General features: G+C 73.2%; 10 protein-coding genes. 7 read left to right on the top strand and 3 right to left on the bottom strand.

Going from position 1 to position 12,304, the window contains the following annotated elements:
* Positions 1–78: 78 nt before the first annotated feature.
* The 6 genes from recR (at position 79) to ACWGIS_RS04700 (ending at position 6,012) form a co-directional block, all read left to right on the top strand.
* Positions 79–678 carry a recombination mediator RecR gene (gene recR, locus ACWGIS_RS04675; protein WP_351419838.1) on the top strand — a complete coding sequence of 200 codons (600 nt, stop codon included), beginning with the start codon at positions 79–81 and terminating at the stop codon, positions 676–678.
* The gene (locus ACWGIS_RS04680; RefSeq protein ID WP_453360954.1) at positions 671–1,330 is read left to right on the top strand and encodes a DUF5063 domain-containing protein; all 660 of its coding nucleotides are present in this window, start codon (positions 671–673) and stop codon (positions 1,328–1,330) included. Before recR ends, ACWGIS_RS04680 begins: the two co-directional genes overlap by 8 nt.
* Before the next feature lie 247 nt (positions 1,331–1,577).
* Positions 1,578–2,852 carry an aspartate kinase gene (locus tag ACWGIS_RS04685; RefSeq protein WP_453360955.1) on the top strand — a complete coding sequence of 425 codons (1,275 nt, stop codon included), beginning with the start codon at positions 1,578–1,580 and terminating at the stop codon, positions 2,850–2,852.
* A complete protein-coding gene (locus ACWGIS_RS04690) occupies positions 2,852–3,928 on the top strand; it encodes an aspartate-semialdehyde dehydrogenase (RefSeq protein ID WP_453360956.1) in 1,077 nt (358 codons plus the stop codon). The genes ACWGIS_RS04685 and ACWGIS_RS04690 overlap by 1 nt, the downstream gene beginning before the upstream one ends.
* Before the next feature lie 444 nt (positions 3,929–4,372).
* Positions 4,373–4,948 (top strand): SigE family RNA polymerase sigma factor, encoded by a 576-nt coding sequence (locus tag ACWGIS_RS04695; protein WP_453361092.1) that lies wholly within the window; start codon positions 4,373–4,375, stop codon positions 4,946–4,948.
* A complete protein-coding gene (locus tag ACWGIS_RS04700) occupies positions 4,945–6,012 on the top strand; it encodes a hypothetical protein (RefSeq protein ID WP_453360957.1) in 1,068 nt (355 codons plus the stop codon). Before ACWGIS_RS04695 ends, ACWGIS_RS04700 begins: the two co-directional genes overlap by 4 nt.
* Here ACWGIS_RS04700 and ACWGIS_RS04705 read toward each other — a convergent pair.
* Positions 5,982–6,794 (bottom strand): SURF1 family protein, encoded by an 813-nt coding sequence (locus ACWGIS_RS04705; RefSeq protein ID WP_453360958.1) that lies wholly within the window; start codon positions 6,792–6,794, stop codon positions 5,982–5,984. The genes ACWGIS_RS04700 and ACWGIS_RS04705 overlap by 31 nt on opposite strands.
* A 188-nt stretch (positions 6,795–6,982) precedes the next feature.
* Here ACWGIS_RS04705 and ACWGIS_RS04710 point away from each other — a divergent pair, with 188 nt between their 5' ends.
* Positions 6,983–8,812: a prolyl oligopeptidase family serine peptidase gene (locus ACWGIS_RS04710; protein WP_453360959.1), complete on the top strand. Its 1,830-nt coding sequence runs from the start codon at positions 6,983–6,985 to the stop codon at positions 8,810–8,812.
* Between the two features lie 154 nt (positions 8,813–8,966).
* Here ACWGIS_RS04710 and ACWGIS_RS04715 read toward each other — a convergent pair whose 3' ends face one another.
* Together ACWGIS_RS04715 and ACWGIS_RS04720 are read right to left on the bottom strand one after the other, a co-directional pair.
* Positions 8,967–11,039, bottom strand: a complete 2,073-nt coding sequence (locus tag ACWGIS_RS04715; RefSeq protein WP_453361093.1) for an NAD-binding protein — start codon at positions 11,037–11,039, stop codon at positions 8,967–8,969.
* Between the two features lie 133 nt (positions 11,040–11,172).
* The gene (locus ACWGIS_RS04720; RefSeq protein WP_453360960.1) at positions 11,173–11,619 is read right to left on the bottom strand and encodes a (2Fe-2S) ferredoxin domain-containing protein; all 447 of its coding nucleotides are present in this window, start codon (positions 11,617–11,619) and stop codon (positions 11,173–11,175) included.
* Positions 11,620–12,304: the final 685 nt, after the last annotated feature.

Genomic DNA, 12,304 nt, shown 5'->3' on the forward strand with positions numbered 1-12,304 from the left:
TCGGAGACGGGCGGCGGCCAACTACCGTACGTACCAGGACACTGATGCGTACCGACGAAGCACAGGAAAGGCAGTCCGTTGTACGAAGGCGTGGTCCAGGACCTCATCGACGAGCTCGGGCGGCTGCCCGGCGTCGGTCCCAAGAGCGCGCAGCGGATCGCCTTCCACATCCTCCAGGCCGAGCCGACGGACGTCCGCCGGCTCGCGCAGTGCCTCATGGAGGTCAAGGCCAAGGTCCGCTTCTGCGCCACCTGCGGCAACGTCGCGCAGGAGGAGCTGTGCAACATCTGCCGCGACCCGCGCCGCGACCTGACGGTCATCTGCGTGGTCGAGGAGCCGAAGGACGTCGTCGCGATCGAGCGCACGCGTGAGTTCCGGGGCAAGTACCACGTCCTCGGCGGCGCGATCAGCCCGATCGAGGGCGTCGGCCCGGACGACCTGCGGATAAGGGAGCTGCTGGCCAGGCTGGCCGACGGCACGGTCACCGAGCTGATCCTGGCCACGGACCCGAACCTGGAGGGCGAGGCCACGGCCACGTATCTCGCCCGCATGATCAAGCCCATGGGCCTCAAGGTCACCCGCCTGGCCAGCGGCCTCCCGGTGGGTGGCGACCTGGAATACGCGGACGAGGTCACGCTCGGCCGCGCCTTCGAGGGGAGACGACTCCTAGATGTCTGACGCCACGCTGCACGCGACGACACCCGATCCCGGCGACTTCGCGGTCCAGATCGCGGACCAGATCGAGAGCTTCCTCGTCGCCGTGACCGAGGTCGCCAAGGGCGACGAGCCGGACTCGGCCGTGCCCTTCCTGCTGCTGGAGGTCTCCCAGCTGCTGCTGGCGGGCGGCCGTCTCGGCGCCCACGAGGACATCCTCCCCGACGAGCGCTACGAGCCGGACATGGGCCCGGAGCCGGACGTGGACGAGCTGCGCCTGCGGCTCGCGGAGATGCTCGACCCGGTCGACGTCTACTCCGAGGTCTTCGACCCGTACGAGCCCCGCAAGGCCCCGGTCCCGGCGCGCATCTCCGACGACCTGGCCGACGTGATGGCGGACCTGCGGCACGGCATGGCCCACTACCGCGCCGGCCGCACCACCGAGGCGCTGTGGTGGTGGCAGTTCTCCTACTTCTCCAACTGGGGCTCCACCGCGTCGGCGACGCTGCGCGCCCTCCAGTCGCTGGTCGCCCATGTGCGGCTGAACCAGCCCCTTCAGGAGCTGGACGGGCTCGACACCGACCAGGACCTCAGCGAGGACGCGCTCGCCGAGGAGGCGGGCCGGGTCATGGCCGAGGAGATCGCGGGACCGCTGGGGCTGCGCGAGGTCAAGTGACGTCCGGACCGGGCGCCTCCCGCGGCTCCCGGCCCGCGCCGGCCGCTCTGTGACACGGCGCACTTTCCGAGTGACCCGCCCGGCTTCGGGCAGGTGCCGTCCTGGAGCGGCCGGGACCCCCCTCCGGTGATCATGTGGTGAGCGGGACATCTCACCATGCGATACCGGGGAGGGGAATTCCGGCCGCTCGATAGACTGAGCCGACCGCAGTTGTGCGGTGCAGAGACGGATTGAGCGAGGAGCGCACGTGGGCCTTGTCGTGCAGAAGTACGGAGGCTCCTCCGTAGCCGATGCCGAGGGCATCAAGCGCGTCGCCAAGCGGATCGTGGAAGCGAAGAAGAACGGCCACCAGGTGGTCGTCGTCGTTTCCGCGATGGGCGACACGACGGACGAGCTGATCGATCTCGCCGAGCAGGTATCTCCGATGCCCAGCGGACGAGAGTTCGACATGCTGCTGACCGCCGGAGAGCGGATCTCCATGGCCCTGCTGGCGATGGCGATCAAAAACCTGGGCCACAGCGCCCAGTCGTTCACGGGCAGCCAGGCGGGTGTCATCACCGACTCGGTCCACAACAAAGCGCGGATCATCGACGTCACGCCGGGCCGCATCAGGACGGCGCTCGACGAGGGCAACATCGCCATCGTCGCCGGCTTCCAGGGCGTCTCGCAGGACAAGAAGGACATCACCACCCTCGGCCGCGGCGGCTCGGACACGACCGCCGTCGCGCTCGCCGCGGCGCTGGACGCCGAGGTCTGCGAGATCTACACCGACGTGGACGGCGTCTTCACCGCCGACCCGCGGGTGGTGAAGAAGGCGAGGAAGATCGACTGGATCTCCTTCGAGGACATGCTGGAGCTCGCCGCCTCCGGCTCCAAGGTGCTGCTCCACCGCTGCGTGGAGTACGCCCGCCGCTACAACATCCCGATCCACGTGCGCTCGTCCTTCTCGGGACTGCAGGGCACCTGGGTCAGCAACGAGCCGAAGCAAGGGGACCAGAAGGTGGAGCAGGCCATCATCTCCGGTGTCGCTCACGACACCTCCGAGGCCAAGGTCACGGTCGTCGGCGTCCCGGACAAGCCGGGCGAGGCCGCCTCGATCTTCCGCGCGATCGCCGACGCCGAGATCAACATCGACATGGTCGTGCAGAACGTGTCCGCCGCCTCCACCGGTCTGACGGACATCTCGTTCACCCTCCCCAAGACCGAGGGCCGCAAGGCCATCGACGCGCTGGAGCGGGCCAAGCAGAAGATCGGCTTCGACTCGCTGCGCTACGACGACCAGATCGGCAAGATCTCGCTGGTCGGCGCCGGTATGAAGACGAACCCGGGCGTCACGGCCGGCTTCTTCGAGGCGCTCAGCGACGCCGGGGTGAACATCGAGCTGATCTCCACGTCCGAGATCCGCATCTCCGTGGTCACCCGCGCCGACGACGTGAACGAGGCCGTGCGCGCCGTGCACACCGCCTTCGGTCTCGACTCCGACAGCGACGAGGCCGTCGTCTACGGGGGCACGGGCCGCTGATGTCCCCGTCAGGGTCGCGGAGCGGGCGGCCGACGCTCGCGGTCGTGGGAGCGACCGGCTCCGTCGGCACCGTCATGCTCCAGATCCTGTCCCAGCACGCGGACATCTGGGGCGAGATCCGCCTGATCGCCTCCCCGCGCTCGGCCGGCCGCAAGCTGGCCGTGCGCGGCGAGGAGGTCGAGGTCGTCGCGCTCACCGAGGACGCCTTCGACGGCGTCGACGTCGCCATGTTCGACGTGCCCGACGAGGTGTCGGCCCAGTGGGCGCCGGTCGCCGCCGCCAAGGGCGTGATCGTGGTCGACAACTCCGGTGCCTTCCGGATGGACCCCGACGTGCCCCTCGTGGTGCCCGAGGTCAACCCGCACACGGTGCGGCTGCGGCCCCGCGGGATCATCGCCAGCCCGAACTGCACCACCCTCTCCATGATCGTCGCCCTGGGCGCGCTGCACGCCGAGTTCGGCCTGCGCGAGCTGGTCGTCTCCAGCTACCAGGCGGTCAGCGGCGCCGGGCGGTCCGGGGTGGACACGCTCCGGCAGCAGCTCGCGCTCGTCGCGGGCACGGACCTGGGGACCAAGCCGGGCGACGTGCGGCGGGCCGTCGGGGACAACACCGGGCCGTTCCCGGAGCCGGTGGCCCTGAACGTGGTGCCGTGGGCCGGGACGCTCGCGGACGACGGCTGGTCCTCCGAGGAGATGAAGGTCCGCAACGAGTCCCGCAAGATTCTCGGCCTGCCGGCGCTGAAGGTCGCCGTCACGTGCGTACGCGTCCCCGTCGTGACCACGCACTCGCTGACCGTCCACGCCTGCTTCGAGGGCGAAGTCACCGTCGACAAGGCCCGTGAGATCCTCGCCACCGCTCCGGGGGTCGTCCTCTTCGACAACCCGGCCGCCGGGGAGTTCCCCACCCCCGCCGACGTGGTGGGCACCGACCCCACCTGGGTCGGACGGGTGCGCCGGGCGCTCGACGACCCCACCGCGCTCGACCTGTTCGTCTGCGGCGACAACCTGCGCAAGGGGGCCGCGCTCAACACGGCGCAGATCGCCGAGCTGGTCGCGGCGGAGATCACCGGCGCGTAGGTTCTGCGGCCCGGAGGTCCACCCGCCGGAAAACCACGGGGCCGTCGGCGCATTCGTTTGTAGGATCTCTGGAGGTTGTGCCGGAACCGTGAGCAGGTAAATGGTCCGGACCACTTGAATCGGACCGCCTCGGCGTCCGAAGATTCTTCTCCCCGTCCTCCGCAACCGCGCGGAGGGCGGGGAGCGTCTTTGCGGACGCACTTCGGGGGCGTCCGAACTTCACGTCAAACGGGGCACAAGGGAAGAGCTGGTACGCATGAGGGCATTTGACTCCACGTCAAACGGGGTGCCTGACGCAAATGCGATGCCTGACGCGTACAACCCTGACGGGGGCAGACGTGTCCAACTGGCGTGGCAGAGGTACTCGATTTCACCGCGGTACAGACGAGGGGCACCGCCCTGCGTCCACCCCGCCGACCCCGCAGCCCCGGCGCGCCCGGCGGCATGCCGGTGATCGCCCCCATGCCCGCAGCGCGGCCGGCCCGCATACCGAACCAGCGCGACGGCGCTGAGGACAGCACGGCGGCCGGCACCACCGTCGACCACCTGACCGAGACCTATCGCGCGCACTACCGCTCGCTGCTGGGTCTGGCGGCACTCCTGCTCGACGACACCGCGTCCTGCGAAGACGTCGTCCAAGAGGCCTTCATCCGGGTGCACTCGGCGCGCAAGCGCGTCCGGGACCCCGAGAAGACGCTCGCCTACCTGCGCCAGACCGTCGTGAACCTCTCACGGTCCGCGCTGCGCCGGCGCATCCTCGGTCTGAAGCTGCTCTCGAAGCCCATGCCGGACATGGCGAGCGCCGAGGAGGGTGCGTACGACCAGCTGGAGCGGGACGCCCTGATCAAGGCGATGAAGGGCCTCCAGCGAAGGCAGCGCGAGGTGCTGGTGCTGCGCTACTTCGCGGACATGACCGAGGCCCAGGTCGCCGAGACGCTGGGGATATCGCTGGGGTCCGTCAAGGCGTACGGCTCCCGCGGCATCGCGGCGCTGCGCGTCGCCATGGAGGCACCGGCATGAGCAGGCACGACGAACGGCGCCCGGAGCACGTCCACAAGCACTCGCACGCTGGGAACGGAACTGTGAATCACGGCCCCGAAGAACAGGGCCCAGAAGGGCTCGGCTCCGACGAGCTGGCGCTGCGCAGGCTGCTGCACAGCGCCGTGGAGGAGATCGAACCGACCGACGGCACACTGGAGCACCTGCGCCGGGCGGTGCCGGCCCGGCGCGCCCGCAAGCGCCAGGCCGTGGTGGGCATGGCGGCCGCCGCGCTCTTCATCGGCACCGCCGTCCCGGCCCTGGTGCACGTCTCGAACTCGAACGGCTCCGAAGCCAACCCGTCCGTCGTCGGCAACCCCCAGCAGACCCAGGGCGGCACCGGCGAGAGCAAGGGCCAGGACGGCAGCGGCGGCGGCTCGGGCGACTCCTCCGGCACCTCCAAGGACAAGGGCAAGCAGGGCAAGGGCAAGCAGGACAAGGGCAAGGCCGGTGCCGGCGCCACGAGCGGCGCCGACCCGAGCGCCCCGGTCGTCGGCGACACCCCCTGTACGGCGGCCCAGCTCGGCGCCGCGGGATCGGCGGGCTCCCCGGACTCCTCCGGGGTGGTCTACGGCTCGTTCTCGGTCTCCAACACGTCGGGTCTCCCCTGCACCGTCACCGGACCCGGCACCGTGGGCGCCTCCGCGCTCGGCGCCGCGGACCCCGGCAGGATCACGGCGCTGCGGCACGCCGCGGGCGACGCGGCCTCCGGACTGCCCGACCCGTCCCAGGAACAGGCCGCGCTGCTGCTCAAGCCGGGCACCTCGTACGTGGTGAAGTTCGCCTGGGTGCCCTCGCAGACGTGTCCGCCCGTCGGCGGCGGCGACCCCTCGCCGGACCCGACACCCTCGGGCGGCACGAGCGACAGCGGCGGCGGCACCTCCACCGACTCCGGCGTCTCCACGCAGCTGGTCAGGGAGGACACCGTGGACGGCAGCGTCGCGGTCGGGTACACCGCGTCGGGCGGGGCTCCGTCGGCCTCGGCCGTGGTGGCCAACGCCTGCTCGGGGACGGTCTACTGGACCGGGCTGCTGGCCGGTTCCTGAGCGCTCCGGGGGGCGGACTCCTCGTCCGGGACCAGGCCCAGCTCCGCGTCCCGGGCGAACTCCGCCTCCCGGCGCAGCAGCCGGAACCACATGAAGACGACGAACCCGGCGAAGACGAACCACTCGCCGGTGTAGCCGAGGTTCTGGAACGCCTTCAGGTCCAGGCCCGTGCCCTGGGCCGCCGTCGCGGGCACCGCCCGCATCCCGCCGTCCGCCCGGTCGAGCGTGATCCACGCGTCGTACAGGTCGTACGGCACGAGGTTGACCAGGGACGCGGTGCTGATCGCGCCGGTCTGGCCGGCGGGCAGGCCGCCGGCGGCGCTCACACCGTTCGACCCGGGGCTCTCGGACGCCTGGAGGGCACCGCTCACGGTGACCTCGCCGGTGGGCGCGGCGGGCGCCTTGGCCGGGTCCGCCTCGCCGGGCAGCCAGCCCCGCACCACGGGCAGCGCCTTGCCGCCGTCGGTCCGCAGCAGCGTCAGCACGTAGTAGCCGCGCCTGCCGTCCAGCTCGCGGCCCGGCACGAGCAGCTGCCTGCCGTACCGGCCGGTGGCGGTGGCGGTGGCGCCGGAGGTGCTGCGGTCCACCGGCAGCAGCTCGTCCAGCGGACGGGCGGCCTGCTTCTCGGCCGACGCGGCCTGCTCGGTCGCCGTCCGGTGGTCCTGCACCCGGTCCTCGAACCGGCCCAGCTGCCATGACCCCATGAAGACGCAGAAGGGGATGGCCAACAGCACGAAGACGTTGATCCCCCACCAGCGGGGCGTCAGCAGGAACCGGTACACGCCGTCCACGGTACGGGGCCGCCGCGCGGAGCAGGGCCGCGGGGTCGGTCCGCGCGGCCCTCCCGTCCCGGTGCCACGAGCCGCCCCCAGGGGCTCCGGGCGGCCGTCCGGTCCGGTCCGGCGCGGAGTTTTCCACAGGCTGGGGACCTCGGCGGCGCGCTGTCGGCCGGGCCAGGCACTATGGGGCCATGACTGAGAGCAACGGGACCACGCAGGAGCAGGGGAGCGCGTCGGCCGGCGCGGCGATGCCCGACTGGGAGAAGCGCTTCCGGGCGCCCCGGGTGTCCCTGCCGGACTGGGCGGAGGACGCCCCGGAGCGCGCGCTGTTCGTCTCGAACGCGACCGGGACGTACGAGCTGTACGCGTGGGACCGCGGGACGGGTGAGCAGCGCCAGGTCACCGACCGGCCGAACGGCACCACGGACGGCGTGCTGTCGCCGGACGGCGAGTGGATCTGGTGGTTCGACGACAAGGACGGCGACGAGTTCGGTGTCTGGCGGCGCCAGCCCTTCGGCGGCGGCCCCGACGAGACCGCGGTCCCGGGCCTGGAGCCGTCCTACCCCTCGGGCCTCGCCCTCGGCAGGGACGGGCGTACGGCCGTCGTGGGCCGCTCCACGGACGAGGACGGCTCGACGATCCACCTGGCCAGGACCGGCGAGGACCCCGTCGAGATCTACCGGCACCGCGAGTCCGCGGGCGTCGGCGACCTCTCGCACGACGGCTCCCTGATCGCCGTCGAGCACACCGAGCACGGCGACGCGATGCACTCGGCGCTGCGCGTGCTGCGCCCTGACGGCTCGCCGGTCGCCGAGCTCGACGACACCGAGGGCGGCACGGTCGAGCTGGGCCTGGAGGTGCTCGGCTTCGCCCCGGTCGACGGGGACACGCGGCTGCTCATCGGGCACCAGCGGCGCGGCCGCTGGGAGCCCCTGGTCTGGGACGTGTCGACCGGCGAGCAGACGGACCTGGGGCTGGACCTGCCCGGTGACGTGGGCGCCGAGTGGTACCCGGACGGCTCCGCGCTCCTCGTCTCGCACAGCTTCGAGGCGCGCAGCGAGCTGTGGAGGTACGAGCCGGCGACCCGCGAGCTGACCCGCGTGCCCACGCCCCCCGGCACGGTGTCGGGCGCCACCGCCCGCCCCGACGGCACCGTGGAGTACCTGTGGTCGTCGGCGGCCGAGCCGTCGGCGGTGCGCTCCACCACCGGGGACGTCGTCCTCGACCCGCCCGGCATGAAGTCCCCGGGCTCCGTGCCCGTGGAGGACGTCTGGGTGGACGGCCCCGGCGGCCGCATCCACGCCCTGGTCCAGAAGCCGGCCGGGGTGAGCGGCCCGCTGCCCACCGTCTTCGACATCCACGGCGGCCCGACCTGGCACGACAGCGACTCCTTCGCGGCGGGCCCGGCGGCCTGGGTGGACCACGGGTACGCGGTGGTGCGCGTCAACTACCGGGGCTCCACGGGCTACGGGCGCGAGTGGACGGACGCCCTCAAGCACCGCGTCGGCCTGATCGAGCTGGAGGACATCGCCGCCGTCCGGGAATGGGCGGTCGCCTCCGGCCTCGCGGACCCCGCCCGGCTCGTCCTCACGGGCGGTTCCTGGGGCGGCTACCTCACCCTGCTCGGCCTGGGCACGCAGCCGGGCGCCTGGGCCCTCGGCATCGCCGCCGTCCCGGTCGCCGACTACGTGACGGCGTACCACGACGAGATGGAGGCCCTGAAGGCCCTGGACCGCACGCTGCTCGGCGGCACTCCCGAGGAGGTCCCCGAGCGCTTCGAGGCGTCGTCCCCGCTGACGTACGTCGACGCGGTCAAGGCCCCCGTCCACATCTCCGCCGGCGTCAACGACCCGCGCTGCCCCATCCGCCAGGTCGACAACTACGTCGCCCGGCTCGCCGCCCGCGACGCCGTCCACGAGGTCTACCGCTACGACGCGGGCCACGGCTCACTGGTCGTGGACGAGCGCATCAAGCAGGTCCGCTTGGAACTGGACTTCGCGGCGCGGCACCTGCCGGGCTAGGAGCAGGAGCAGGAGCAGGAGCAGGAGCAGGAGCAGGAGCAGGGGCAGGGGGCAGAGGGCTGGGGCCAGGGGTTGGGGAGGCGGGGCTGTTTCCGGGCCGGGGCCACCGCCCCTCCCGCCCTCGGACCGGGAGGCCGTCCCTCCCTCTCCCGGGTCAGGACCCCGTCCGGCCCCCGGGGTGGCGGCCCAGGAGTTCGGCCAGCCCGCGCCGGGTCGCCGCCAGCACCACCCGGTCCTCGGGGCGCAGCATGTAGGTGGACGGCAGGTCCCAGACCAGCCCCGAGGACCGATCGCCGCCGGAGGAGGCGCCGGGTGCCGCGGCCAGGTCGGGCCGGCGTTCGCCCGGCGGCGCCGTGTCCAGCGCGAGCACCCGCCAGGCGCCCGCCCGGAACGCCTCGCCGACGGTCCGCCCGGCGAGCTGCGGATGCCCGCCCACGCTCAGGGCGGCGAACAGCAGCACCCGCCGCTCGACCGGGATCGCCCCGAGGATCTGCCGCCCCATCATCGCCCCGGCGAACGCGGGCGCCGCGAGATGGGAGACGCTGCGGCTGCGGGTGAGCGCCTGGGGGTGCGCGGCACGCAGGGTGCGGTACACGGCGGTCGCGAAGTCGTCGTCGTACAGGCGCAGCACGACGCGCAGGTCGGGGCGGAGAGAGCGGGCGTACAGGGCCGCTTCGAGGTTCGTCGTGTCGGCGCTGCTCAGGGCGAGCAGCGCGTGCGCCCGATGGATCTTCGCGGCCTCCAGGACGCCCTCCTGGGTGACGTCACCGAGCACCACCGGCACCCGTAGCCGCCGCGCGGTCGCGAGCCCTCGCGCCTCCGGGTCGGACTCGACGCACACCACGGGGATGTGCAGCTCCCGCAGGCGCGTGAGCACACGGGTGCCGATCTTGCCGAGCCCGAGCAGCACCACGTGCCCGGACAGTCCCCGCGGGGGCCGGCGCACGGCGGACGCGCTGCGGAAGGTGCCGAGCGCCTCCAGGACCGCGGCGAGCAGCACCGGGAGGAGCAGCAGGCCGACGAGGCCGGACAGGAGCTGGAGCAGCTGGCGGCCGAGACTCTCCCCGATCGCGGGGTCGTTGATCGCGAACAGGTCGAGCAGGGTCAGGTAGGTCGCGTGCAGCGGCTCCTCGCCGGTGACCGCCATGGACGCCACCGCCAGCGCGACCACGCAGGCGACCAGGCCCACGAAGGACCAGCGCAGCCGGCGCGAGAGCAGGGAGGCGAACGGTACGACGCTGCGGCCCCCGGACAGCGGGGGACCGGAGTAGGACACCGTCTCCAGCACGACGGTCCCGCGCCCGGTGGCCGCGGCCACCGCCTCCTCGTCGGGCAGCAGCCGGGGGCCCTGGTCGCCGCTGCTCTCGGAGCCGTCGGCACCGGCCGGGTCGTGGGCGGTGGCGGACAGCAGCGCCAGCGTGCACAGGCCCGGGTCGGCGACCTGTCCCGGCGCCGGCGGGGGACGCTCGACGGCCCGCAGCAGCAGCCCGTCGGTCTGGACGACCTTGCTGGTGCCGGCGACGGCCGTCGCGGCGAGGGCGGGGGCGGCCGTGTCGGCGTCGGACAGGACGGTGGTGGAGGCGTCGAAACCGTCGAACCCCTCCGGGCTGCCCTCGACACCGGCCGCGGCCAGCGCCGACGCCTGGTCGAGGAGCGCCTCGATGTGCTGGCCCAGACGCCGGTTGTAGAGGCGCAGGACCAGCCGCAGGCGCGGGTTGAGCCGGCGGGCGGTGAGCGCGGCCCGGATGTTCGTCTCGTCGTCGTCGTACACCAGCGCCAGCGCGGCGGCCCGTTCCACGCCTGCCTCGGCGAGCACGGCCTCGGTGGCCTCGGCGGCCTCCAACACCCGCTCGGCGCCCGCGCGTTCGGTGCCGCGTGCCGGTCCGGCGTCCCGCTGGGCGCCGGTCCGGGCCGGTCCGCCGTCCCGGTTCGCCGCCGTACGCGCCGCCCCGGCGCCGGAGTTGCGGTGCGCGGGCGTACGTCCCGTCCCGCCTCCGGGGTCGCGCTGCGCCGCCGTCCGGCCGGTGCCCGCGTCGCCGTTGCCAGCGGCCCGCGTGACGGCGGCGGAGACCCGGTCGAACAGGGCGGTCGCCCGGGTCCTGCCCACGACCGGACGCTGCCCGCGGCGGGCGGCGGGCGGCACGACGAGGGTCACCTGCTCGCCGTAGACGCCGCGCAGCTCGGCGGCCAGCCGGTGCGCGAGACCGTCGTCGCCGCACACCACCATGGGCGCGACGGCTTCGGGCGGCTCGCTCTGACTCGGAAGGCTCCCCACGGGAGAGAAGACTGCCGCACCGGCACCACCGGTTCCACACCGGTGGCTCGCCGCCCAGGCGCAACTGCCTTCGCAAAGAAGGGAGTCAGCGACGCGATCGCGTCCGTGCGCGGTTGAGCTTCTCACCCGGCGGGCTGACGAACTGCAGCTCCAGCGCGGCCGGCGGGGCGGCGACGCCGGGGCCGCCGGCCGTCGCCCAGTCGATCAGTTCCTCGGTGCAGTCGTCGCCGGTCGCGAACCCGACCCAGGTGGCACGGCCGCCCCGCTGACGTCCGGCGGCGGAGGGCTGGACGACGACGACATTGGCCTGGTCGCAGGGGCCGAGGCAGTCCGTCGTCCGCACGGCGAACCCTCCGCCCGACGCCTGAGCGGCGGCGCGCAGCCGTTCCAGTTGCCATTCGTGGTCGATGCCGGGGTACTTGCGCGGATCGCCGCAGCAGCACCCGCGGCACACGACCAGGGTGCAGGGCCGCGCCCCGGCGGCCCCCACGAGCACCGAACCCGCCGTGCGACGCGGGACGTTGACAGCCACGGTGAAAGACCCTCCGCGAGAAACATGAACGACGCCCGGGACTCGGGCCACCGCGTACCGGCCGCGACCCGACCGAGGTCTCACCGCCCGCGGCCGCAAGGCCGCCGGGCCCCCGCCACGGACACCGCCGACGCCACCGTACGAGATCACCGGGACAACCGGCCAGCGGCCAAGTCCCCACCGAGTAGCGGGGGCGCGAGGTCCCTGAGGGCTTGCCTTGCCCCAACTCGGGCCATCGGCGCACTACTTGTGGCTTCCAGCGACCGAGCGGCGACTGTCCCGACGCGATCCCGCACGCCGACCGCGGCTACTTCTCGGTGCCCTGGGCGGGCGTCTACGCTGCGGGCGGGACCGCACCCGCACCCGTACCGGAGGAGCACGCATGGCGTCGGCGTACACCAGGAGTCCGACCCGGGTAGAGGCCGAGCGCCGGGGCGCGCTGCTGGCGGTCGAGCGGTACGACGTGGAGGTGGACCTCACCGGTCTGGCCGAGGGTCCGGAGGTGCGGTGCGTGTCCACGGTGACGTTCCGTGCCGCGAACCACCCGGCGCCCTGGACTCACCGCGCTGGTCGCCGCCGCCTGCCGGCGCCTCGCCGAGCACTCCGGCCGCCGCCGGGTCGCGCTGGCCCGAGCGACCATGTCCGATGACCCTGGAGGCGACCGCGTCTGGTCACCGCGTCCGGT

This window comes from Streptomyces sp. NPDC054842 (assembly GCF_053611025.1).